Annotated in this window: 22 protein-coding genes and 2 pseudogenes; 17 read left to right on the top strand and 7 right to left on the bottom strand. The window is 51.9% G+C overall.

The features are described from left to right. The first annotated feature begins 6 nt into the window (after positions 1 to 6). The 6 genes from folC to AC1WNR_RS07180 all read left to right on the top strand — a co-directional run bounded on the left by folC (position 7) and on the right by AC1WNR_RS07180 (position 6,170). Positions 7 to 1,269: a bifunctional tetrahydrofolate synthase/dihydrofolate synthase gene (gene folC / locus AC1WNR_RS07155; protein WP_481643827.1), complete on the top strand. Its 1,263-nt coding sequence runs from the start codon at positions 7 to 9 to the stop codon at positions 1,267 to 1,269. Continuing rightward, a complete protein-coding gene (locus AC1WNR_RS07160; protein WP_481643828.1) occupies positions 1,245 to 1,835 on the top strand; it encodes an SPOR domain-containing protein in 591 nt (196 codons plus the stop codon). The genes folC and AC1WNR_RS07160 overlap by 25 nt, the downstream gene beginning before the upstream one ends. A gap of 69 nt (positions 1,836 to 1,904) precedes the next feature. Beyond that, positions 1,905 to 2,405, top strand: coding sequence for a CvpA family protein (locus tag AC1WNR_RS07165; protein WP_481643829.1), 501 nt, complete (start codon positions 1,905 to 1,907; stop codon positions 2,403 to 2,405). Positions 2,406 to 2,437: 32 nt separating this feature from the next. Then, on the top strand, positions 2,438 to 3,961 hold the full coding sequence (gene purF, locus AC1WNR_RS07170; protein ID WP_481643830.1) for an amidophosphoribosyltransferase: 1,524 nt from the start codon (positions 2,438 to 2,440) through the stop codon (positions 3,959 to 3,961). A 7-nt stretch (positions 3,962 to 3,968) separates the two neighbouring features. Beyond that, a complete protein-coding gene (locus tag AC1WNR_RS07175; RefSeq protein WP_481643831.1) occupies positions 3,969 to 5,198 on the top strand; it encodes an O-succinylhomoserine sulfhydrylase in 1,230 nt (409 codons plus the stop codon). 3 nt (positions 5,199 to 5,201) lie between these two features. Next, entirely contained in the window at positions 5,202 to 6,170 is a 969-nt protein-coding gene (locus tag AC1WNR_RS07180; protein WP_481643832.1) for a tRNA dihydrouridine synthase, read from the top strand. An 81-nt stretch (positions 6,171 to 6,251) separates the two neighbouring features. Here AC1WNR_RS07180 and AC1WNR_RS07185 read toward each other — a convergent pair whose 3' ends face one another. From AC1WNR_RS07185 to AC1WNR_RS07210, 6 genes are read right to left on the bottom strand one after another with little or no spacing between them, the layout of a single operon-like run. Further along, a complete protein-coding gene (locus tag AC1WNR_RS07185) occupies positions 6,252 to 7,091 on the bottom strand; it encodes a class III extradiol dioxygenase family protein (protein WP_481643833.1) in 840 nt (279 codons plus the stop codon). Continuing rightward, a complete protein-coding gene (locus tag AC1WNR_RS07190) occupies positions 7,084 to 7,443 on the bottom strand; it encodes a protocatechuate 3,4-dioxygenase (RefSeq protein WP_481643834.1) in 360 nt (119 codons plus the stop codon). Before AC1WNR_RS07190 ends, AC1WNR_RS07185 begins: the two co-directional genes overlap by 8 nt. A gap of 10 nt (positions 7,444 to 7,453) precedes the next feature. Continuing rightward, positions 7,454 to 8,326, bottom strand: coding sequence for an amidohydrolase family protein (locus AC1WNR_RS07195; protein ID WP_481643835.1), 873 nt, complete (start codon positions 8,324 to 8,326; stop codon positions 7,454 to 7,456). A 17-nt stretch (positions 8,327 to 8,343) separates the two neighbouring features. Continuing rightward, a complete protein-coding gene (locus tag AC1WNR_RS07200) occupies positions 8,344 to 9,402 on the bottom strand; it encodes a 4-oxalomesaconate tautomerase (protein ID WP_481643836.1) in 1,059 nt (352 codons plus the stop codon). Next, positions 9,395 to 10,072 (bottom strand): 4-carboxy-4-hydroxy-2-oxoadipate aldolase/oxaloacetate decarboxylase, encoded by a 678-nt coding sequence (locus tag AC1WNR_RS07205; protein ID WP_481643837.1) that lies wholly within the window; start codon positions 10,070 to 10,072, stop codon positions 9,395 to 9,397. Before AC1WNR_RS07205 ends, AC1WNR_RS07200 begins: the two co-directional genes overlap by 8 nt. A 26-nt stretch (positions 10,073 to 10,098) precedes the next feature. Beyond that, on the bottom strand, positions 10,099 to 11,106 hold the full coding sequence (locus AC1WNR_RS07210) for an amidohydrolase family protein (RefSeq protein WP_481643838.1): 1,008 nt from the start codon (positions 11,104 to 11,106) through the stop codon (positions 10,099 to 10,101). Positions 11,107 to 11,235: 129 nt separating this feature from the next. On the opposite strand from AC1WNR_RS07210, the gene AC1WNR_RS07215 reads away from it, so the two are divergent. From AC1WNR_RS07215 to AC1WNR_RS07250, 8 genes and pseudogenes are all read left to right on the top strand, one after another. After that, positions 11,236 to 12,462 (top strand): LysR family transcriptional regulator, encoded by a 1,227-nt coding sequence (locus tag AC1WNR_RS07215; RefSeq protein WP_481643839.1) that lies wholly within the window; start codon positions 11,236 to 11,238, stop codon positions 12,460 to 12,462. 108 nt (positions 12,463 to 12,570) lie between these two features. Next, complete coding sequence (locus AC1WNR_RS07220; protein WP_481643840.1) at positions 12,571 to 13,524, top strand: Gfo/Idh/MocA family oxidoreductase; 954 nt, start codon at positions 12,571 to 12,573, stop codon at positions 13,522 to 13,524. A gap of 374 nt (positions 13,525 to 13,898) precedes the next feature. Then, positions 13,899 to 14,138 (top strand): type II toxin-antitoxin system ParD family antitoxin, encoded by a 240-nt coding sequence (locus tag AC1WNR_RS07225; RefSeq protein WP_481643841.1) that lies wholly within the window; start codon positions 13,899 to 13,901, stop codon positions 14,136 to 14,138. Continuing rightward, positions 14,138 to 14,437: a type II toxin-antitoxin system RelE/ParE family toxin gene (locus AC1WNR_RS07230; RefSeq protein WP_481643842.1), complete on the top strand. Its 300-nt coding sequence runs from the start codon at positions 14,138 to 14,140 to the stop codon at positions 14,435 to 14,437. Before AC1WNR_RS07225 ends, AC1WNR_RS07230 begins: the two co-directional genes overlap by 1 nt. 53 nt (positions 14,438 to 14,490) lie before the next feature. Next, positions 14,491 to 15,000: pseudogene (locus AC1WNR_RS07235) on the top strand (transposase); the annotation flags it as partial. Then, positions 14,988 to 15,176: pseudogene (locus tag AC1WNR_RS07240) on the top strand (transposase); the annotation flags it as partial. The pseudogenes AC1WNR_RS07235 and AC1WNR_RS07240, both read left to right, overlap by 13 nt. A gap of 219 nt (positions 15,177 to 15,395) precedes the next feature. Continuing rightward, positions 15,396 to 15,710, top strand: coding sequence for an SHOCT domain-containing protein (locus tag AC1WNR_RS07245; protein WP_481643843.1), 315 nt, complete (start codon positions 15,396 to 15,398; stop codon positions 15,708 to 15,710). 183 nt (positions 15,711 to 15,893) lie between these two features. Next, on the top strand, positions 15,894 to 16,751 hold the full coding sequence (locus AC1WNR_RS07250; RefSeq protein WP_481643844.1) for a GGDEF domain-containing protein: 858 nt from the start codon (positions 15,894 to 15,896) through the stop codon (positions 16,749 to 16,751). Positions 16,752 to 16,966: 215 nt separating this feature from the next. Here the strand turns inward: AC1WNR_RS07250 and AC1WNR_RS07255 are convergent, their stop codons facing one another. Further along, positions 16,967 to 17,896, bottom strand: a complete 930-nt coding sequence (locus AC1WNR_RS07255; protein ID WP_481643845.1) for an AEC family transporter — start codon at positions 17,894 to 17,896, stop codon at positions 16,967 to 16,969. A gap of 133 nt (positions 17,897 to 18,029) precedes the next feature. Between AC1WNR_RS07255 and AC1WNR_RS07260 the strand changes: the two genes are divergently transcribed. The 3 genes from AC1WNR_RS07260 (at position 18,030) to AC1WNR_RS07270 (ending at position 23,086) form a co-directional block, all read left to right on the top strand. Continuing rightward, complete coding sequence (locus AC1WNR_RS07260; RefSeq protein ID WP_481643846.1) at positions 18,030 to 19,856, top strand: EAL domain-containing protein; 1,827 nt, start codon at positions 18,030 to 18,032, stop codon at positions 19,854 to 19,856. A gap of 54 nt (positions 19,857 to 19,910) precedes the next feature. Continuing rightward, a complete protein-coding gene (gene mgrA / locus AC1WNR_RS07265) occupies positions 19,911 to 20,939 on the top strand; it encodes an L-glyceraldehyde 3-phosphate reductase (RefSeq protein WP_481643847.1) in 1,029 nt (342 codons plus the stop codon). A 227-nt stretch (positions 20,940 to 21,166) separates the two neighbouring features. Then, the gene (locus AC1WNR_RS07270; protein WP_481643848.1) at positions 21,167 to 23,086 is read left to right on the top strand and encodes an amylosucrase; all 1,920 of its coding nucleotides are present in this window, start codon (positions 21,167 to 21,169) and stop codon (positions 23,084 to 23,086) included. Positions 23,087 to 23,146: the final 60 nt, after the last annotated feature.

The following is a 23,146-nucleotide window of genomic DNA, read 5'->3' on the forward strand; positions in this document are numbered from 1 at the left end:
GACTCAGTGGCAACTCCAGCTTCACTGAACGAGTGGCTCGCCTACATCGAGGCGGGTCATCCGACTGAGATCGAGCTTGGTCTAGACCGCGTGGCTTCAGTTGCGCAGCGGATGGGTATCGATCTCAGTTGCTCTAAAGTCATTACGGTAGCCGGAACCAATGGCAAAGGCTCTACCACCGCGATGCTCGATAGCATTTTGCGATCCGCCAATTACCGTACCGGCGTCTACACTTCTCCGCACTTTCTGCGCTACAACGAACGTATTCAGCTCTTGGGTGGACTCGCCTCGGATGATCAGATATGTGATGCTTTTTCTGTTATAGAACAGTCACGTGGCGAAATTTCATTAACTTATTTCGAGTTTGGCACATTAGCCGCACTGCATATCTTTTCACTCGCGAAGCTTGATTACGTCATCCTTGAAGTGGGTCTGGGTGGACGTTTGGATGCAGTAAATATTATCGATGCGGATCTCGCCATTTTAACGAGCGTTGCACTTGATCATACTGACTGGCTCGGTGATACGTTAGAGCAGATCGGTTACGAGAAGGCGGGGGTTTTTCGCGCAGGTAAACCGGCAATCTGCGGCCTTAGAACGCCGCCGGAATCAGTCGTTGATCATGCCGGCGCAATTGGTGCTGAGCTACTGCGTCGTGGTGTTGAGTTTGATCTTACTCATCAGGGTGATCTGTGGAGCTGGCATGGAGTCGACGTTCTAGGTGAAGCCTTAAGTTACGACGAACTGCCTCGACCCAATTTGCCGTTAGTAAATGCCCCGAGTGTGATTCAAGCGCTCTCTCTTATCGCCCCTGAAGTGGGCCTTATTGAAATTAAAATGGGACTGAAAAGTGCTCAGATGATGGGGCGCATGCAGCGCTCTACTTTAGGCCTGGCCCCTATGTTGCTTGATGTTGCGCACAATGAAGAGGCCGCCAAATATCTGGTATTGCGTCTTCGGGATTTGCAAATTGCGGGCAAATTGCGTTTCATTTTGGGAATGCTTAAGGACAAGGATAGGGCTGCTGTTGTTCAGCAGCTCGAAGCGCTTGCGCCAGAGTGGCACTTAGTTTCACTGCAGGGTCCGAGGGCCTCTAGCGCGAGTGAGCTGCAAGCGTTCGTAAATAACCCGCTAAGCAGTTACGATTCAGTTATGGAAGCGCTTGAATCGCTTGAGCCTCAGGTCAGCGCAGATGATCTGGTGGTAGTGTGCGGATCATTTTTAACAGTTACGGAGGCACTTGAGTGGCAGATGCAGCAGGCGAACTAGCCCCGAAGCGATCAGGCTTAAAGAAGCGAACAGTCGGCGCTATTGCACTGGTGGTGATCTCTCTTAGCATTGCGCCGCTGCTATTCGATGCCGCAGGCTATAAAGAGCGCCAACTGACCAATCGGATACCACCTGCGCCTAAACCTTTTGCGCCACTCGAGCCTCAAGCAGCAACTCCAGAGCAGGCGGCAGCCGTTGTTGATATAAAACCGGCTGAGCCTGCTGAGCCAGTCCAGATTGCACCTTTGCCTGAAGAGATCCAAAAGGAGGTGGCAGAAGTCGCTCCCGGGCCTTCACCAGCTGAGGATACGCCGCGACTCGATCAGGATGGTCTGCCAGTGGCTTGGGGGCTGCAGCTGGCCAGTTTTAAAGATGAACGCAATGCCCGTGCACTGCAGACTGACCTGTTGAAAGCGGGATATAAAGTCTACATTCGTCGCTCGGATACCTTGGTGCGCGTTTACATTGGACCTGAGATGCAGCGTACTCGTCTTGAAACTCTCAAGGAGAGTATCAAGCAAGAGTATGCACTTGATGGGATGATTACTCGATTTACGATTGAATAGTTAGTGAATAGTTGGGGTTCGCAATCAGGCTCTGGTAAAATATTGCCTGATTTCTTCTGAGATACGTTGATGATTTGGACAGATTGGGTGATCGTCGGGATTATCGCCCTGTCAGGCTTGTTGAGCCTTAAGCGCGGTTTCCTCCGCGAAGCGATGTCGCTCATCACCTGGGTAGTGGCGTTTGTTCTCGCCCGGCTATTCTCGGGTGTTCTCAGCACCCATATCACCTCCTTCCTCCCAGATCCAGCTGCCGGGCTGATGGCAGCGTTCGCCATACTCTTTGTGCTGACGCTTCTCTGCGGCTCATTGATACAGATGTTGATCATTGCGCTGGTGCGCGCCACCGGACTCTCCGCCACGGACCGCCTATTGGGTGTCGGCTTTGGTGTGGTTCGTGGCGGTCTCGTGGTGATCGTAATGGTTGCGCTACTGCGCATGACTCCAGTCGCAGCCAACGACTGGTGGCAGTCCTCATCTCTGATACCGCACTTTGTGCTGTTGGAGGGGTGGACCAAAGATATGGCTAAACAGATAGGAGCGGCTATCTGGAGCGCTAGTAGCGCAGGGTAGACGCAACAGCATACTTCTTCGAGGTTAATAGAATGTGCGGGATCGTTGGCATTGTTGCCAAAAGCTTTGTAAATCAGACCATTTTCGACGCGTTGACGGTGCTTCAGCATCGCGGCCAGGACGCAGCGGGTATGGTGACCAGTGACGGCCAGCGCTTCTTTTTGCGCAAGGATAACGGGCTGGTAAACGAGGTGTTCCGCACCCGTCATATGAAGAAGATGAACGGCAATATGGGTATCGGCCACGTGCGTTATCCAACCGCAGGCAGCTCAAGCTCTGCTGAGGCACAGCCGTTCTACGTAAACTCACCCTACGGCATCGCTTTGGCTCACAACGGCAACCTGACTAATGCAGAGCAGCTTGCAGACGAGATCTTTCGCGCAGACCTGCGTCATATCAACACCACCTCAGACTCGGAAGTTCTACTTAACGTCTTTGCTCACGAACTACAGGGGCTGGGTAAACTAAATCCGACTGCCGATGATATCTTTACAGCGGTTGAGCGCGTGCACCAGCGCTGTGAGGGTGGTTACGCCGTTGTAGCCATTATCACCGGGTACGGCATTGTTGCTTTCCGCGACCCCTTTGGTATTCGCCCCGTCGTTTACGGCAAGCGCGAAACCGAGCAGGGCACCGAATACATGGTGGCCTCTGAGAGCGTTGCACTGGACACATCTGGATTTGAACTGGTTCGAGACTTGGCTCCGGGAGAGGCGATCTTTATCTCGCAGGATGGCGAGATCGCTACTAAGCAGTGCGCCTCAAAATCACTCTTGGCGCCCTGTCTGTTTGAGTATGTTTACCTGGCACGTCCGGACTCAATCATCGACGGTATCTCAGTGCACCATGCGCGCATGGAGATGGGTAACAAGCTCGCGCAAAAAGTCCTGCGTGACTTCCCCGAGCACGACATCGACGTCATTATCCCGATACCGGATACCAGCCGCACCTCTGCGCTGGAGATGGCCAAAGAGCTGGGTGTGACTTTCCGTGAGGGATTTATCAAGAATCGCTACATCGGTCGTACCTTTATCATGCCGGGCCAGACGCAGCGTAAGAAGTCTGTACGCCAGAAGCTCAATCCAATCGCGGCGGAGTTCCGCGACAAAGTGGTGATGCTGGTAGATGACTCGATTGTCCGTGGTACTACCTCGGCGCAGATCGTAGAGATGGCGCGCCAGGCGGGTGCCCGCAAGGTCTACTTCGCCTCAGCTGCTCCTGAGGTGCGTTACCCCAACGTCTTTGGTATCGATATGCCGTCGCCCACCGAGTTGATTGCCCACGAGCGCACAGCGGATGAGATCGGTGAGCTGATTGGTGCCGACTGGATGCTCTATCAAGATCTCGATGACCTAAAAGCGTCAATTACCAAGTTTAATGAGAAGATCGATGACTTTGACACCTGCGTATTCAACGGCAAATACGTAACTGGCACCGTCTCTGAAGATTACCTGGCACGCATCGATGCGAAGCGCAACGATGATGCTAAAGCCAGTGCTGACTCTAAACAGAGTGACGAGAGTAATGAATCTGCCGATCTACATAGCGCATTCTGAGGTACCGATGGCCAAGAAAGAGTTTGAACGCCCCGAGCGTCTGCAGTTCACTGATGCGCACTACGCAACTGATACCCTAGCCGTCAGAGCAGGCCAGTACCGCAGTGAAGAGGGTGAGCACTCCGATGCAATCTACCCGACCTCAAGCTTTGTCTACACCAGCGCTGCAGAAGCCGCCGGCACTTTTGGCGGAGATATCGAGGGTAACATCTACTCGCGCTTTACCAACCCAACAGTACAGGCGTTTGAGCGCCGCATAGCAGCAATGGAGGGCGGTGAACGCGCTATCGCCACCTCATCGGGTATGGCTGCGATTATGAGTCTCTGCCTCTCGCTGATGAAGCATGGAGACCACGTAGTCTGTTCGCGCTCGGTATTTGGGTCAACGGTTTCACTGTTCGAGAAGTATATTAGTCGTTGCGGAATTGAGACGACCTTTGTCGATCCCAAGGATCTCGATGCATGGCGTGCTGCGGTGCGCCCAGAGACCCGCATGTTCTTTATGGAGACGCCGAGTAATCCACTGGCTGAAGTGACTGATATACGCGCAGTAAGTGGGATCGCTAAAGAAGTCAACGCGAAGCTGGTTGTCGACAACTGTTTCTTGACGCCCGCGCTGCAAAAACCACTACAGCTCGGGGCTGACATTGTTATGCACTCGGCGACCAAATACCTAGATGGCCAAGGCCGGGTTGTTGGCGGTGTGGTTGTTGGTTGCGACGCTGATATGGAAGAGGTGTTTGGTTTCGTGCGCACAGCGGGCACCTGTTTAAGCCCCTTCAATGCCTGGGTGTTCCAGAAAGGTTTAGAGACCATGCCGCTGCGTATGCGTGCGCACTCGTCTGCTGCACTGGAGCTTGCTCAGTGGTTAGAGCAGCAGCCTGAGGTTGAGCGCGTCTACTACTCCGGCCTCAAGTCGCATCCACAACACGAGCTGGCTGCAAGCCAACAATCAGCCTTTGGCGGCGTGCTTTCGTTTGAGGCGAAGAGCTCCGATGCAGATTTGAAAGCGGCAGCTTGGCGTTTGATCGATGCCACCAAGATGATCTCAATTACCGGTAACTTGGGTGATGTGAAAACTACCATTACACACCCTGCGACTACGACTCACGGGCGTATGTCGGCCGAGGCACGTGCCGCTGCAGGGATCCGAGATAATCTGATTCGCGTCTCAGTGGGTCTTGAGGACCTCGAAGATATCAAAGCCGATCTTCAATTGGGCCTTGATGCGCTCTGATTGATGTCTAACGCTATGCAGATCGTTCTAGCACCCATGGAAGGGGTTGTAGACGCACCGATGCGCCGCTTACAGGCGGCCATTGGTGGTCCTGATGCGATGGTTACTGAGTTTGTCCGGGTAACCGAACACCTTCTACCTCCCAAAGTTTTCTACCGGCTTGTTCCCGAGCTACAGTCCGAATATTGCGGCTACGGTGAAGTACCGCTGACTGTACAGTTACTCGGTTCTAATCCCCAGACTCTGGGTCAAAATGCCGTGCGGGCGATTGAGTTGGGTGCTCCGGCGATTGATCTTAACTTCGGCTGCCCTGCAAAAACCGTAAACAAGAGTATGGGTGGAGCGATTATGCTGCGCCAACCAAATTCTGTGTTTGACGCGGTTAAAGGCGTTAGGAGCGCGGTTGATCCGCACTACTCAGTCAGCGGTAAGATGCGCTTGGGTTACGAAGATAAAAGCCTGGCTCTGGAGAACGCTAAAGCGATCGAGGAGGGCGGGGCCGCCTACCTCACCGTGCACGCCCGAACTAAGGTGGAGGGCTATAAGCCGCCAGCGCATTGGGAGTGGATCGCCCGTATACGTGAGTCGGTGAATATTCCAGTGGTCGCTAACGGCGAGATCTGGACGCCTGAGGACTATCATAAATGCCGTGAAGTGAGTGGCTGTGAGCGCATCATGATCGGACGTGGTCTTGTAGCGAATCCATTTCTAGTGGAGCAGATCCGCAACCCGGGTGCTAATCGTGATACTGAGCATAACTGGCAGAGGCTTCAGCCCTATCTGCTCAACTTCTTTGATGATGTTAAGGCGAGTATCGAAGAGCGCCATGTGCATGGTCGCATAAAACAGTGGCTGACTATGTTGGGTTGGCACTTTCCGCAAGCAAAAGAGCTTTTTCAGAAAGTACGCACCGAGCGTGAAGCCGATGGAGTGGAGCGGGTGCTCAGAGAAAATTGCAGGGTAGAGCTGTAGGAGGTTTGTGAGGCATAGCCGCACGAGGCGATTAATCGCGACCTTGGCTGGGCCAAGGTCCCCCCTGCAAACGATGTGACGCTAAGCTGGCAGCAGTAGCTGCAGACCTGAGGCCGTGTTAGAGATCGGAGCCACGAGACGGCGCTCAATCTCTTTGACCGGACCGCTGAAACAGCCGCGCGCTGCGAGCCACATAGCCCACTCAACACCCTGGGCGCCAGCAATGCGAGTCAGGTCATCGTTGGAGTACTGGCAGATGAACTCCGGATCCGTCACGAGCTTGTCCATACACATCTGATCGAAATCTGTGTTGAGGAAGCCGGCACGTTCACCATCCAACTGGTGCGACAAACCGCCAGTACCGAGTACAACCACTTTCTGATCTGAATCCCAACTACGAATGGCGTCGCCTATCGCTTTACCAAAGGCGTATGAACGCGATGGCTTCGGCATTGGATGGCGTTCACAGTTGATCGCAATCGGAATCACTTTTACCCCCTGGTAGCTATGGTTAGGGTAAAGCACAGACATAGGTACGGTGGCACCGTGATCAACCTTGATGTCCTGACATACTGTTGGGTCAAAGTCGTTCTCGATCAGGTGGTTAACGATGTGCCAAGAGAGTTCAGTCTCACCAGTTAACGCCGGAATCGGATTGATTCCCCAGCCCTCATCGGCATTTTCATACTGCGGAGCACAACCGATCGCGAAAGTCGGCTTTTTGTCGAGGAACATCGACAGGCCGTGGTCGTTGTAGAAGAGCACCGCGATATCCGGTTTCTCTTCCTGCAGGAACTTACGCATTGGCTTGTAGCCTTCGAAGAAGTCGACCCAGTAGGGTGTCTCTTCCAGCCCCTGGTCCACCGCGCGGCCAATCGCCGGGATGTGTGAGGTGCCAATCATTCCAATCATCTTAGCCATTCGGTTTGCCCACCTTCTGTGAATCTAGATATGCCTGAAACTCTTCAGTTGTCTGGCCGGTCATAATGCCGCCAACATCCTGTACATTCAGGCCCAGTACGCCGGCAAACTTAGCTAGGTAGTAGATGCTGCCGCCATTGCGCAGCAGGGTGATAATATCGCGCTTAAGAATCGCCTCTTTCTGCACTTCGTTTAGGCCAAACTTGTCACAGTACGCCGCTTCGTCTTCACGGAACTCCGCGCGACTCACCTCATCATTGAAGGTGAAACACATCTTGTTGAGGTTGAAGCCCAGTGTGGCCATCTCACCATCAAATTTGTAGGTGCCCTCCGGCATCTGGTTATCACTCATAAAGAGTCTCCTAGCGCTCCCAGTAGAGGCGCATTGGGTTATCAATCAGAAGCTTCTGCTGCAGCTCTTCGGTTACTGCGATCTGAGGGATCACATCAACCAGAGCACCATCATCCGGTGTGTGCGACTTCATATTTGGATGCGGCCAGTCGGTGCCCCAAAGCACGCGATCAGGGAAGGCCTCTACTAGAGCGCGCATGTAAGGCACAACATCTGAGTAGTCAGGTGGCTGCTGCGTAAGGCGCTCTGGGCAGCTCACTTTGGTCCAGACTTTATCATTATTGCGCATCAGATCCATAAAGCGCTGGAAGTCGGGGTGATCAACACCCTTAGTCACATCAGGACGACCCATGTGGTCGACAACGATGGTGGTATTGAGCTCGTTAAGGAACGGGATCAGATCTTCCAGATCAGGCGCCTCAAAGTAGACAACGATATGCCAACCCAGCGGCTTAATCTTCTCTGCAATCGACATGAACACCTCTTTAGGTGTGGTGTCGACCAGACGCTTAACAAAGTTGAAACGAACGCCACGAACGCCCGCTCTATCCATTGCCTCTAGCTCTTCTACGGTGATTGCCGGATCAACGACAGCAACGCCACGTGCTAGCTCGCCCGCGGTTTCGAGCGCATCAACCAGCGCAGCATTGTCCGTACCGTGGCAGGAGGCCTGAACGATCACGTTACGGCTAAAACCAAGGTAGTCGCGCAGTGCAAACAGCTGATCCTTAGAGGCATCACAAGGCGTGTACTTGCGCTTAGGGTGGTAAGGAAACTGCTCAGCAGGACCAAATACATGGCAGTGTGCATCAACGGCACCGGCAGGGGCTACAAAGTCAGGTTTTTTCGGGTTGTCGTGAAACGGACGGTAATCTGCATCCATTGTTCAAATCTCTCTAATTAAAAGGCGAAAACAGTTCCATCGAACAGTTTGCGCGCTGTGCGTAATAGTGCCGCGCTCTTGGCAGCGCCATCTTGATCCAGCTCAAGTACAACGGACATCTCGCCCGTTGGGTGCTCGACCGCCAGTGTTTTGCGACTGCCTTCGGGTACCTGTGCCACGGCGGCAGCAGGGGAGTCCGGCAGTATTGCTGCCGTCGCTACACTGACTGCGCCGAGTACACCAATGGTGGCGTGGCAGCGGTGCGGTATAAACGTGCGAGTGTTGATAGCGCCCCCGTTGAGCGGAGCACTCACCATCGACATCTTCGGTACCGACTTCTCTGTTACATCACCAAGATTCATCATTGGGCCAGCTTGCAGGCGGATCGCCTCGAGTCTAGACCTGAGTTCACTATTGGCTTCCAGCTCTTCACGGGTCTCGGTGCCAGTGATGCCCATATCAGCGGCGCGCATTACCACAACAGGCATGCCGTTATCGATCAGCGTGCACTCGACGCCATTGATGGTATCGACTGCATTACCCGTTGGGAGCAGGGCGCCGCAGGATGAGCCGGCTGTGTCCAAGAACTCCAGAGGTACAGCTGCATGCGTACCCGGTACACCATCGATCTTCGCTTCACCGAGGTAACTCACAACGCCGCCGGGCGTCTGTACCGTAGCGATTGCGATCTGCCCGGTGTTCTCCATGAAGATGCGTACTTGTGTCTCATCATCTTCTGCCGCGACCAGGCCGCGCTCAATGGCGAACGGGCCGACGCCCGCAAGAATGTTGCCGCAGTTCTGCGCATCCGTAATGATCGCCTGGTCTACAAAGGCTTGCAGAAACAAGTAGTCGACATCGGCATCGTCTCGTGTGGACTTCGAGACCACTGCAATCTTTGAGGTCAGCGGATCTGCCCCGCCCATACCATCGATCTGCACAGGGTCTGGCGAGCCCATCATGCTGAGCAAAAAGGCATCGCGCTCGGCACTGTCCGAAGGAAGCTCCTGTTTGAGGAAGTAGCCCCCTTTGGATGTGCCGCCGCGCATCCACATACAGCGAATGCCGTTAGACATACTTTAGGCCTTTCTCTTCCAGACGTGGGCGCATGTTATAGATATCGAGGCCGAGTTCACCGTTGGCCATACGCACGCGCTTCTCCTCTTCACGCGCTTCGCGTGCAAGAGCCTCTTTAAGGACGGCTTCTGCCTCCTCACGACGAATCACACAGACGCCGTCATCATCAGCAACAATGATATCGCCTGGGTAGATCAGCGCTTCTGCACACGCCAAAGGTACGTTGACCGAACCCAGAGTCTCTTTGATAGTGCCCTTGGCGTAGACCGCTTTGGACCAAACAGGGAACTGCATCTCGCGTAGGATCTTGGTATCACGTACGCCGGCATCAATGATAAGGCCTTGCACACCGCGCGCCTGCGCAGAGGTAGCCAGAAGATCGCCGAAGAAACCATCAACTGAAGGTGAGGTAGGGGCAAACACCATAATATCGCCAGGCTGACACTGCTCGATAGCAACATGCATCATCCAGTTATCACCCGCAGCCCCAGAGATGGTTACCGCGCTACCGGCAATCGCAGCGCCCTGATAGATTGGACGCATGTAGTGTGCCAGTAGGCCTGTACGCCCCGCTGCTTCATGAACAGTCGCTACGCCCAGCTTTGCCAGTCCGGCAATCACTTCAGGATCGGCGCGCTCAATATGTTGTACGACTACGTTATCTGCCATGTCGGCTCCTTATTCTTGGTATGCGGTTAGACTTTCAGGCGGCTAAACACACGGCGAGTGTTATCTTCAAAGATCGCCTGCTTCGCTGCTGCATCAATTTTGGTGGTCGCATCGATGTACTTCTTGGTGTCATCGAAGTAGTGACCGGTTTCAGGGTCGATACCGCGCACCGCACCGATCATCTCTGAAGCGAAGAGGATGTTCTTAGTTGGGATGACATCGAGTAGCAGGTCGATACCTTTCTGGTGATAGACACAGGTATCGAAGTAAATGTTGTTGAGCACGCGCTCTTCCAGCTCAAACCCTTTATCCAGCGCCATGCCGCGGAAACGACCCCAGTGGTAAGGCACCGCACCGCCTCCGTGAGGGATGATGATCTTCAGTGTCGGGAAGTCTTTGAAAACGTCAGACATCATCAACTGCTGGAAGCCGGTAGTGTCAGCACCGAGGTAGTGTGAACCGGTAGTGTCGAAGTTGTGGTTACAGGCTGCGGATACATGAATCATCGCGGGGATATCGTACTCACACATCTTTTCGTAAATTGGGTAGAACTCACGTGCTGAGAGGCGGCTGCCGTTCCAGTGACCGCCTGATGGGTCTGGATTCAAGTTAATGCCGATAAAGCCCATCTCCTCGACTGTACGGATGATCTCAGGTACAGACTTGGCAGGGTCAACGCCCGGAGACTGTGGCAGCTGAGCAACAGGTACGAAGTTCTCAGGGAAGAGGTCACAGACGCGACGGATCAGATCGTTCTGGTTCTCAGTCCAGAAGCGGCTAGTGTGTTCGTTACCGACATGGTGTCCCATCCAGCTCGCACGCGGCGAGAAGATCGTCAGGTCGGTGCCGCGATCTTTCTGCAGTTTGAGCTGGTTATTGATAATTGATTCGCGAATCTCATCATCGGTTACACCGAAGTCACCTTTTTCGCCGACAAAGTTTGGATCCTTTGCAACCGCATCTTTCTGCGCATCGCGCCAAGCGCCAACGCCGGGAGGAGTTGTAGTGTAGTGTCCATGACAATCGATAATCATATTAGGGCCTCAACTTATGGAGTGTTTATCTGTCCAGTATCTAAATCGAGCCGTTCAATGGCTAGTTAGATTTGACCTGTGAGCTATTGGTTTTTGATATAGAATGCAGTCAGCAATCTGGAGAAAATGATGCAACCAACGCCCTTCCCAAATCTCAGACATCTACGTGTTTTCGCAGAAGTGGCGGAGTCTGGGAGTATTAGCCAGGCGGCTAACAGGGTTTTTCTATCTCAGCCAGCCATGACTCAGGCGATCGCAAAATTAGAAGGGCAGCTGGATGCAGTGCTATTTGATCGACAGTCTTCAGGTATGTATCTGACGCGTGAAGGGGAAATATGGTTGGCACGTGTCAAACGCTGTCTGGACTGGATTCAACTGGGTTTGACTGAAATTCAGGGTACACAGACCACTGGGCGTCAGGCGCGTGCCGCGCAGCAGTTAACGCAGATATCTTCAACTCAACTGCGTGCTTTAATGGCAGTGACTGATCGGCAGAACTTTACGTTGGCCAGCAGAGATCTGGGAATCTCACAGTCCTCGCTGCATCGCAGCGCCCGTGACCTAGAGGGCAGTCTGGGTATTTCACTGTTTGAAAAAACCAGTACCGGCATTGCCGCGACCCGGCCCGCCAGAATTCTAACCCAGCGCGCCAAGCTGGCTGTCGCAGAGATAGCCCAGGGTGTTGAAGAGCTCAGCGCCGCCAGAAACAGAGAACGTGGACGTCTTCGTATTGGATCTATGCCGCTCGCACGTACATCACTGTTGCCGATGGCGATTAACCGGTTTACTGCGGCGCACCCGGGCTTGACGCTAGAGCTTGTCGATGGGCCTTACGAAGATCTGTTGGGGCACCTAATAAATGCTGACCTGGATGTTGTCGTTGGCGCGTTGCGTTATCCAGCGCCGACCGAAACCATTTTGCAACGTGAGCTGATAGCTCCACCACTGGCAATAATTGGTCGTGCTGATCACCCGCTCAGAGTGGCAAACAATCTGACCGTGCAGCAATTGGCTGCTTATCCCTGGGTAGTCCCTCGCGAGGGAACACCAACACGTGAATTTTTTAATAGCCACTTTGCCGAGCCTCTGGCTAGCGGATATATGTCTCTAGTAGAAACCACCTCACATGTACTCACACGTGAGGTGCTGTTGGGTAGCGATCGGCTGACCTTAGTATCCCGCCACCAGCTAGAGCATGAGATACAGGCAGGGCAGTTGGCCGTCATGCCATATGCACTCAGCCATACGCGCCGCTCCATTGGATTTATGCAGCGGCGTGACTGGAAGGCGACAACCACTCAACAAAAATTTATCGACATACTGCAGTCCTGTGCGGCTGAGTATGCGGATATCTGAACAGCAGGATTCTAAAAAACTAATATCTCGCTGGGCCATTCTAATTGTTAGGGCGCAGCGCAGGTTGTTACTGTCTATCCCATCGTAAATTCCAATTAGGAGAGAGTGATGCGAGTTTGTGTTGCGGGCGCTATGGGCGCTTTCGGTTTGAAACACCTTGATGCTTTGGCGCAGATTGATGGGGTTGAGGTGACCTCAGTTGTTGGTAGTAAGCCCGAGAAGATCGAAGCTTTCGCTAAAGAGCGCGGTATCGGCCATTACACGACCGACCTGGCAGAGTCGCTGGCACGTGATGATGTTGATGCTGTTATTCTGGCAACACCGACACAGATGCACGCGTCGCAGTCTATTCAGTGTATGGAAGCGGGCAAGCACGTGATGGTTGAGATCCCAATGGCGGATAACATCGAAGACTCGCGTGCCGTTGTTGAGGCGCAGAGAAAGACCGGTCTAGTGGCTATGGCAGGTCACACACGTCGCTTTAACCCAAGCCATCAGTGGATCCACAATAAGATTGAGGCGGGTGAGATCAAGGTTCAGCAGATGGATGTGCAGACCTACTTCTTCCGTCGCACCAACAAGAATGCATTGGGCCTGCCACGCTCATGGACAGATCACCTGCTGTGGCACCATGCAGCCCACACCGTTGACCTGTTCCAATACCAGACGGGCGAACGCGCTCACCGCGTACAAGCACTCCAAGGGCCAATCCACCCAGAGCTGGGCATCGCAATGGATATGAGCATCGGCATGAAAGTGCCTTCAGGCGCAATTTGTACGCTGTCGCTCTCATTTAACAACGATGGCCCACTGGGTACCTTCTTCCGTTACATCTGTGACAACGGTACCTACATTGCCCGTTACGATGACCTTTACGATGGTCACGATAACAAGATTGATCTGAGCGGCGTTGCTGTCTCTAACAACGGTATCGAGCTGCAGGATCGCGAGTTTATCGCTGCTATCCGTGAGAGTCGCGAGCCTAACTCTTCTGTGCAGCAGATTCTGCAGTGCATGGAGACTCTGAACGAACTCGAAGGCAAACTCAACGAGAACGCCTAAGCCCTCATAGCCTCACCGAAAGCCGCCCACCACCTGGGCGGTTTTTTTGGGCTTGTCTCGGCGGCAGAATTGCCACGCCCATCAGAAAATTAGATTCCGTTACAGTCCTAGTCTATTGGACTGTTATGAGGATCTATTTCGGTTAGCGACCCATATGAGGCATTTACAGTTCAATCAGTGCGCGATCAGCGAGTCCGTCTGGCTGCGCTTGATAGGTCGTAATTGGTCCGGAGCCGTTCGACTTCATTGAGAGCGCACTCGGCTAGCTGTATTGAGTGCTGAGATCGCATATCCAGCAGTTGCACGCACTACTTGGTTACAACATCATTTTTCTAGTACCATAATCGGGTATATTTAGGTATCGAGGTAGTGTTATGGCAAAAAATACAAGCATCACTCTAGGTGATCATTTCGATGGTTTCGTAGCCGCTCAACTTCAAAGTGGTCGTTACGGTTCTGCGAGTGAAGTGATTCGGTCCGGGCTTCGTCTTTTAGAAACACAGGAAGCAAAAATCGCGACGCTACGCCAACTTGTGATTGAGGGTGAGCGCAGTGGAGTAGATGATTACGACCTGAAGTCCTTTATCCAAGAACTGGATGACGAAGAGTCTTGATGAGGTCGTTTAAACTATCGCGCAAAGCTAAAAAGGACCTCAAAAATATTGCTAAGTTTACGGCAAAAACATGGGGGATCGAGCAGCGAAACCTCTATTTAACGCAGATCGATGGAGTGTTCTCTATGCTTGCCGAAAATCCAAAGATCGGTAGGGATTGTCCTGAGATTCTGACGGGTTATCGAAAATTCCCATACGAGAGCCATTTGATTTTCTACACCGAAGACGCTGCTAATGAAATCCTTATAGTAAGAATTCTCCACAAAAACTTGGATGTAAGTCCAATCTTCGGTGGCTAACTAAGGTGCATTTATAATAAGTACCCGTTCCGATAAATGATGTTGGAGTGGGTGTGTCAGGTTTTATTGCCGAAGCGAGTCGCAGTCAAACGACGCTGTTTCCAGAGAGTTTGGATGATTATATTGATGCGGATAACCCTGTCCGTGTTATCGATGTTTTGTAAACGAGCTAGACCTCCTGTCATTGGGTTTTGAACGCACGGATCATGCGCAGACTGCGCCGTCCAGGCTACCATCCATCGACTCTTTTAAAGCTCTACATCTATGGCTATCTAAACCGTATTCAGTCGAGCCGCCGACTTGAACGCGAGAGCCGTCGAAACCTAGAACTGATCTGGCTAATTGGCCGCCTGTCTCCAGATTTTAAAACCATCGCTGATTTTCGTCGTGATAACGGCCCAGCCATTAAGAAGGTATGTGCTCAGTTGGTCGTGATTTGCAAGAACATCGGTATGTTCAATAACTCGGCCTTGGTCATCGATGGCAGCAAGTTCAAAGCCGTGAACAGCAAAGACAACAACTATACCGTTGCGAAGTTAAAGGCCCGCATTCAACAGACAGAAAAACGGTAGAGCATCCATTCGGAACAATAAAATCGTTGATGGGAGCTACGCACTTCTTAACCAAAACGATGAAAAATGTAGCAACCGAAATGAGCCTTCACATCCTAGCCTATAACCTGAAGCGACTAATAACGATCTTCGGAGTGACCAAACTCCAAGATATAGTCCGAGCCTAGCTCGGCCGAGGCTAAGTTAGCTCAAAAATAATCGGGATGGTCTGACGGTACTGATCTTACCGGCAGTATTCACACAGCCTGGACCCATAAGCGTCATTTAACTAAGATGCTTTCCCCCGCTTACCCGCAGTGCTCGATTTGCTGAAGTGAACCGCAGAAGCTATGGTGAATTAAGGTTTTTCTTACTTTCGGATGGTTCACAAGGACTCGGAGGCGCGGGTGACTAAGATAGCAAAACATCTTGCTATTTTGACGACATTTTCAAGCAGTTATGCAGCGGCCGAATTGAGATCTGCATATGACAGCTACGAGCATCATATGGATTGGGGCTCCGGTTTCTTTGGAGGTTTGGGGATGCTTCTGGTCTGGGTACTCGTGACCGCCACAATCGTGTTCGCGGTAAAATATGCCCTAGGTAGCTCTCACAATACCAGCTCAAGCAGTGCAGTAGACATCCTAAAGGAGAGTTTTGCTCGCGGTGAGATCGATGAGGAGGAATATCGTCTTCGTAAAAAATTACTTGATGAGAGCTAGATGTCTGTCAATGCCGACGTATAGAAGTAAGGTCGATACCAACCCTGTGTAGCCGCTTTCACGGGATAACGTAGACTTTCCAGACGCGTTTGGTTAAGTGTTTGTCAGAAGCTACATGCCCAAACCATTCTCTGTGTTACAACTAACTATTCAAATAGAGAGTAATTAAATGCGTTGTCAATTGTGAAAACCCTGCTCAGCTTTATGGATAATTTTTCGGGCAGAAGTGTATTGTGGCTGTCGTTTATCGCGGTTTTATTGCTCGGTGTTGCAAGTTTTTATTCAGTAGCCGAAGTCCCTCACGAGATATTCTATTTTGTTCCTACGACGATATGCAGCTGGTACGGATCAAAAAGATCGGGATTATTGGTGTCGACATTCTCTGTGATAGTGCTTTTTGGCGTTGAGGTTTGGCGCCAGGGGTTCGATCCATTACTACTATTCACGCACTTATTGCCAACCCTTTTTGGCTTGAGCTCGCTTGCGGTTATAGTTACGAACTTTCGCTCAGTTCATAGGTTTGAGAGCCTTGCGGCGCATACTGACAACTTGACAGGTATCAATAACACAAGGGGCTTTTACACCGAGCTGACTGACGAGCTATTACGATCGGTGAGATACGAACACCATTTTACGCTCGCTTTTTTAGATGTTGATGATTTCAAAAGCATAAACGATTCGCTGGGGCATGCGGTAGGTGACAAGCTTCTGAAAGAGGTGGCCAACTGTCTAAAGGTTTCAGTTAGATCGACTGATGTTGTGGGACGATTGGGCGGTGATGAGTTCGCCGTCTTAATGCCAGAGACTGAAGCAAATCAAGCGAAGCTAGCCTTTGAGAATTTACTCGAAGCACTGACGGTTCGGATGGCACGACATAACTGGAAGGTCGGCTTCAGTATAGGTGTCGTTACATTCGAGCGCCTACCGGATGATATTAAGGGAGCCCTTAAGGCGGCTGATGATTTGATGTATTCAGCCAAACTGGAAGGCAAGAGCAAAGCGAAATATCGAGTTTGGAGACCGAATTCCCGAAATGTGTGAGACACGTACGGGGTGGGCAGTCTTGGAAGTGCTGTACGAGTAATACCGGCCCATTGCGGCCATCACGGCTTCGCCTCACAAGCCTCCTACAGCGTTTTGTAGGAGGGTTATTCGGCGCAGCCGAATGACGCGATAAGGCAGCTAAGTGCCGAAAGCAGTCGCGCAATACGCTTTGCGTACAGCGCTCCTACACGAGGGCGTTGTGAGCGGGAGGGTCAGTGCAGCAGATAGGCCAGAAAAGCGTTTAATGTGATGAACGAGGCGCCGGTGGTGAATACTTGTATGCTTGCGGCGGCTTTGCCGACGCCGTAGTTGCTTGCGATGATGGCGTAGATGCTGAACATCGGTGATGCAGCGATCAGTACAAGAGCGATACCAAGTTGGCCTGGAAGAGGTGCGCTGAAGGCCAACACTGCTAGAGCGATCAACGGCATCAATATAAGTTTGCTAAAGGCGGTTGTTAGGATCGCAGTCATGTCGCCTTTAACCTGATGGCCAACTAGTGCGCCGCCGATAAAGACAAGCGCCGCTGGTGCTGCAGCTTTCGCCAGCATATCAAGGGTGGTTTGCAGGAAGGCTGGCGCATAAATATCCATGCTGGATAACCCAAGCCCTAGGACCACAGAGATCAGCATAGGGTTGTTTATCATACGCTTGCCAATCTGTTGCAGACGCTGATTGAGCGAGTCTCCAGACGCTGAGCTAATATCGGCCAGTAGCAGTGAAATCGGCATCACGATAATGTTCTCTACCAAGATACACATTACCAGCACCTGTACCGCGATCTCCGGGGTCGCCTGCAGCAGTACGGGGAAGCCGACAAACATCGAGTTTGGCAGGGCACCACCAAGGGCGAAGATGCTCGCGTGTGCGCTTTCACGCTTTAGAAGCACGTTGATGATAAATCCCAGGGCCAGAGTGAGCAGACCAATAATCGCATAGAGTTTTAGGAACTCAGGCTCAAAAACGGGATGCTGCTCTGAGCGTAAAAAATTACTGAGGATTACGCCGGGGACACAGAAGTAGAGGACGAAACGGGCGATCCCAGGGAGCAGGGAGGCTGGCAGAAGATTAGTTTTAACTGCCAGGTAGCCGAGGAAGATCAATGTAAAAAGAGGGCCGGTAATCGCAAAGACGTTAAGCATCGCAGGGCTATCCAATGAGCAGTGAAGCCGCCAGTGTAAACTTCCTCTGTGGGTAGGGCTAGCTAGTATCGAAAAGTATGAAGGTGTAGTCTTAAGCTATTGGTTTCGTATAAGTTGTTACAGTGTGGCGTGTGTGAAGATCGCTGATTCGGATATCGAGCGTTTAAGAGGACAGTTGGTCAACTCTGGCTTATTGTTTATGAGCTGGGTTATGCCTATCGTTGCGCTGTTGTCACTGCTTCGTATTCCTCTGTACGGCGTTATACCCGCGATGTACGGCATCGGGGTTATCGCTGTTGTCGTAATAGCGCTCTATAGGGTGCGCTACCGGCTTACCAACTCCCATAAAGCCTTGGCGTTTGTCGCGCTTGGATTACTGGGAGCATTGCAAAGCTACCTGAGCTTTGCAGACCCTTCTCGCGTGGCCATTATCATGGTTATTCCCGTTCTAATGGTCTCTTGCGCTGTCAATCGGCGGCTTGCTTATGGGTTTGCTGTTTTCGCCGGAGTCTTGCCGCTCGCGTTGAAATTGGTTCATAACGACGGGGAACCAATTACCGAACTTGTTCGTGGACTGGCTACGCTTTCAGCTTTTACGATATTCACTTTCGTCCTGATTGCTTACTTGATATCGAACCAACTGATTACTCATCTCAAACAGGTGACCCTACGCGAGAGAAGTTTAGAACGCACCGACTCGGTAAGCGGCGGCCGAAACGAGTTCGCAATTCGTGAAGAGATTGATCAGCTTTTCTCAGCTATTGATGCGCCGATCTTTCGGCTCTATCAACTCTATATGCCGGAACTCGATATAAGTAACAGCATTTATTCGCGGGAGTTACGTGAGCAGTTCGCCGTCAGGTTGGCGGCTGCATTTACGATTAATCTGCCTTCAAACACCATCCGAGGCCGGCTCAATACCGGCACCTTCATCGTTGTCGCGAAACGGGTTGATTGGTCTGAAACCGAGGCCGCACTGCGCAAGCTTAGAACGCTTGAATTCACAATTGAGGGCAAGAAGCTCAGCTTCGATCCAGTTGTGGTGACAACCGATGCGCCAGCTGATGGTAAGAACTCGGAGCGTCTCCTAGATAATCTCGGTCGTGTTCTTGAGCGCGCAAAAAGAGACCGTTTAGAGTTTGCACGCTTCCTTCCGATTGATCAGGCGTTAATGGATACGGAGTATCTTTTCGTCGGTGAAGTGGGTCAGGCGATTGAATTCGGCGATCTGAAGCTCTATCTGCAAGCTAAAGTAGAGGCCAGCGAGGGTAATAGGATCGTTGGGGCAGAAGCGCTGGTACGCTGGAACCACCCGGTCCAAGGATTACTCTCGCCTGCCTCTTTCCTATACCAGATAGAACACTCAAATGTGCGTACGGGGTTCGCGCTGTTCGTGATCAAACGGTCAGCCGAAATTCTCCATGAGATGCAGTTGATTGATCCCAATTTCGAACTCTCATTCAACCTCAGTGCCTACGACCTGCAAGAGCTGAGAGTGCTGGCTGAACTTCAACGGGTAATGGAAGCCTACACCTTCAGACCGGGTGCACTTCAGATTGAGATCAGTGAATCTGAAACCACGGTGAAGATTGATAATCTCAAGCGATCAATACAGGCGATCAAAGAGCTCGGCTACTCCTGTTCGCTCGATGACTTCGGTACGGGTATGTGTTCACTGGCTTATTTCAGTGTTATTCCCGTTGATACCGTCAAGGTAGACCGAGCATTCCTCGATGCAATTGAGACGAGTGAAACGGGCAAGCGCGTGTTGGAATCGATCGTTGAACTCTGTAAAGGTGTCGGTTGTTCAGCGGTTGTTGAGGGTGTAGAGACCCAATCTCAGGCGAAGATAGTCACAGAGTTGGGATTCGACAAGATTCAAGGCTATTATTTTGGTAAGCCCGTCGAGGTCGAAACATTTAAATCCACGCTCAAAAGTCAGATGGTTGAGCTGGGTTGAGTACCGCTGGATTAAGCACCGCTAGGTTAAGTACCGCAACATCAGGGAGATTTCATGTCATACGTACCCGCCGAAGATCGATATCAACAAATGGTTTACCGCCGTTGTGGCCGTTCGGGCCTGAAACTGCCTGCGGTCAGCCTTGGGCTGTGGCACAACTTTGGTCACGACTTTGACCACCAAATTAAACGCGATATTTGTCGTAAAGCGTTCGATCTGGGTATCACCCATTTTGACTTGGCAAATAACTACGGTCCACCTCCCGGCAGTGCCGAAGAGGCTTTTGGTGAGATTCTACGTACAGACTTTCGTGGGCACCGTGATGAGCTGATCATCTCTTCGAAAGCGGGTTACGAAATGTGGCCTGGACCTTACGGGGAGTGGGGCAGTCGTAAATACTTAATCGCTTCGTGTGATCAGTCGCTCAAGCGCATGGGCGTCGACTATGTCGATATCTTCTATTCGCACCGTGTTGACCCTGACACACCTCTAGAGGAGACCATGGGTGCACTGGATCAGATTGTGCGCTCCGGCAAGGCTTTGTATGTTGGTATCTCGTCGTACAACTCTGAACGGACTCGTCAGGCAGCCGCCATCTTGAAGGACCTGGGCACGCCCTGTCTTATCCATCAGCCTAGCTACAATATGCTCAATCGCTGGGTTGAAGAGGATGGATTGAAGCAGACTCTTGGCTCGCTTGGGATTGGTTCTATTGCTTTCACACCGCTTGCGCAAGGTCTGTTGACCAACAAATACCTCAACGGAATTCCTGAGGGGAGCCGCGCGACCCAGGGTAAATCTCTTGATGATCAGACTATCACTCCTGAGATGATCAAGAGTCTTCAGTCACTCAACGAATTGGCACAACAGCGGGGACAGTCGCTGGCGCAGATGGCTATCGCTTGGGTGCTGCGAAATCGGGGTATTACCAGCGCTCTGATCGGGGCCTCCTCGCCGAAACAGGTGGAGGATTGTGCTGCTGCTGTGCATAACCTTGAGTTCAGTGACGCTGAGCTTGCGAATATTGATTCCCTAGTTTCCGACGCTGGCATCAACCTCTGGAAGCAGTCTTCCGACGCCTGATCCAACCTCCGACTTAGGCGCAGCGCTGCTGCGCCGCATCTCATTAAGAGCGGCGTTTAAGTTACTTCATCTGGCGCTCCCATTAAATCGATCTTAATGCATTAAGATTTATCTTAAATTCCGTTTTGAAGAAGCTCTGAAGCACTATTAAAACGTGACTAAAACGTTTAAGAGATGTAGTCTCGACGGTAATTATCGGACAACTATATCTTGTGTGAGTTACGACAATGGATAGAGCTTTTGAAGCGCAGAAGACCTTGGCACGCCTACTTCCTGGTATTAACGCCAAGCGTTGGAAGAACAAGAGCGCCAAAACAGAATTCAAGGCCAATCTGGAGCAGCACTTTAACAAGCTGTTCGATGCGCTGGTGGAGCTCTATGGTCACCACTATGACCTGCACTTCCACTTAGACCGGCTTCTGAAGCATCTGGCGGCGCATTATGATGCCAATCAGGGCAACACGCTCGCTTCGACTGACCCTTATTGGTATCAGTCCGAGAAGAATCTGGGGATGGCGGTCTACGTTGATCTATTCGCTGGCGACCTCGTTAAGCTGCGTCAGCGGATCCCGTACCTAAAATCACTGGGCGTAAACTACCTGCACCTGATGCCTCTGTATTTGTCACCTGAGGGCGATAGCGACGGCGGTTATGCAGTCTCGGACTACCGACAGGTAAATCCTGAACTTGGCACCAATGAGGACCTCAAAGCGCTTGCGGATGCCCTGCACAACGAGGGTATGCGTCTGGTGTTAGATTTTGTCTTTAATCACACTTCAGATGAGCATCGTTGGGCCGAGGCGGCTAAAGCGGGCGATAAGCGCTACCAGGATTACTACCATCTATTCAATGATGGTAATGAAGTAGCACAGTACAACGAGACAGTACGGGAAATCTTTCCCACTGTCCGTCGCGGCTCCTTCACTTGGGTTGAAGAGGTTGATGCTTGGGTCTGGACGACTTTCAACTCTTTCCAGTGGGACTTGAACTACGCCAATCCTGAGGTGTTCGTCGCTATTACAGATGAGATGCTGCACCTCGCAAGTCTTGGCTGCGATGTATTGCGTCTCGATGCGCTCGCCTTTATCTGGAAGCAGAAAGGGACAGTCTGCGAGAGCCTGCCGCAGGCGCATACGTTGATCAAAGCGTTCAATGCCTGCTTGCGTATCTGTGCACCGCAACTGCTGTTTAAGTCTGAGGCGATCGTGCATCCAGATGAGGTGAATAAATACATCTCAGTTGAAGAGTGTCAGCTCTCCTATAATCCGCTGATGATGGCGCTGATGTGGGAGAGTTTGGCAACGCGCGAGACACAGCTACTCACCGCATCACTCAAGCGAAGTTTCCAGATTCCGCAGCACACCCGTTGGGTCAACTACATCCGCTGCCATGATGATATAGGCTGGACCTGGGATGATGCTGTTGCTGGTCAGCTCGGTATTAATGGCCAGGATCACCGCTTGTTCCTCAATCGTTTCTATACTGGTCAGTTTGAGGGTAGCTTCGCTCGCGGCGTGCCGTTCCAGATGAACCCATCAAATGGGGATTGCCGTGTCTGTGGCACCTTGGCGTCATTAACGGGCCTAGAGTCAGCCGTTGAAGCACAGGACGCTGATGCGATCGAACTAGCACTGGGGCGTATTCGACTTCTGAATGCGATCAATCTGAGCATGACTGGCTTGCCGCTGCTTTACCAAGGTGACGAGATCGGTGTGTTGAATGATCATGCCTACCTAGATGACCCTCACAAGCGTGAGGATGCTCGCTGGGTCAATCGCAAACCCCTCAATGAAAAGGATTTCGCTCTGGCCGCCAGCAGCGACACGGTGCAGGGGCGTGTCGCTCAACAGTTGCAGCAGTTGATCAAAATTCGCCAGTCGCATGCGGTCTTCGGCTCCAGTCAAACTGAAATACTAGAGACCTATAATCCGCACGCCTTCTCGTTTGCCCGTATCGGCGATCGTGAACGGTTGCTTGTTATCGCAAACTTTAGCGAGCAGCGTATCAGTATTCCGGGAACAATCACTGATATTCTGGCTTCAAGGCAGATGCAGGATCTACTTACAGGCAAAGCGATAAAGCGAGAGGAGCCGATAGCGCTCGACGCCTATCAGGTGGTTTGGGTACTTACCTTAGCCTCGGCCTAGATCTTGCTAGGATGAATTGACTCTGATCAGTGGGGCTAAACTCAAGCTTACGACCCCACT

The sequence above is a fragment of the Marinobacterium marisflavi genome, assembly GCF_982447095.1.

Coding starts and splice junctions, on each gene's coding strand:
- AC1WNR_RS07165 (WP_481643829.1), top strand. CDS start 1,905: ATGATTTGGACAGATTGGGTGATCGTCGGGATTATCGCCCTGTCAGGC.
- purF (WP_481643830.1), top strand. CDS start 2,438: ATGTGCGGGATCGTTGGCATTGTTGCCAAAAGCTTTGTAAATCAGACC.
- AC1WNR_RS07175 (WP_481643831.1), top strand. CDS start 3,969: ATGGCCAAGAAAGAGTTTGAACGCCCCGAGCGTCTGCAGTTCACTGAT.
- AC1WNR_RS07180 (WP_481643832.1), top strand. CDS start 5,202: ATGTCTAACGCTATGCAGATCGTTCTAGCACCCATGGAAGGGGTTGTA.
- AC1WNR_RS07185 (WP_481643833.1), bottom strand. CDS start 7,091: ATGGCTAAGATGATTGGAATGATTGGCACCTCACACATCCCGGCGATT.
- AC1WNR_RS07190 (WP_481643834.1), bottom strand. CDS start 7,443: ATGAGTGATAACCAGATGCCGGAGGGCACCTACAAATTTGATGGTGAG.
- AC1WNR_RS07195 (WP_481643835.1), bottom strand. CDS start 8,326: ATGGATGCAGATTACCGTCCGTTTCACGACAACCCGAAAAAACCTGAC.
- AC1WNR_RS07200 (WP_481643836.1), bottom strand. CDS start 9,402: ATGTCTAACGGCATTCGCTGTATGTGGATGCGCGGCGGCACATCCAAA.
- AC1WNR_RS07205 (WP_481643837.1), bottom strand. CDS start 10,072: ATGGCAGATAACGTAGTCGTACAACATATTGAGCGCGCCGATCCTGAA.
- AC1WNR_RS07210 (WP_481643838.1), bottom strand. CDS start 11,106: ATGATTATCGATTGTCATGGACACTACACTACAACTCCTCCCGGCGTT.
- AC1WNR_RS07215 (WP_481643839.1), top strand. CDS start 11,236: ATGCAACCAACGCCCTTCCCAAATCTCAGACATCTACGTGTTTTCGCA.
- AC1WNR_RS07220 (WP_481643840.1), top strand. CDS start 12,571: ATGCGAGTTTGTGTTGCGGGCGCTATGGGCGCTTTCGGTTTGAAACAC.
- AC1WNR_RS07225 (WP_481643841.1), top strand. CDS start 13,899: ATGGCAAAAAATACAAGCATCACTCTAGGTGATCATTTCGATGGTTTC.
- AC1WNR_RS07230 (WP_481643842.1), top strand. CDS start 14,138: ATGAGGTCGTTTAAACTATCGCGCAAAGCTAAAAAGGACCTCAAAAAT.
- AC1WNR_RS07255 (WP_481643845.1), bottom strand. CDS start 17,896: ATGCTTAACGTCTTTGCGATTACCGGCCCTCTTTTTACATTGATCTTC.
- mgrA (WP_481643847.1), top strand. CDS start 19,911: ATGTCATACGTACCCGCCGAAGATCGATATCAACAAATGGTTTACCGC.
- AC1WNR_RS07270 (WP_481643848.1), top strand. CDS start 21,167: ATGGATAGAGCTTTTGAAGCGCAGAAGACCTTGGCACGCCTACTTCCT.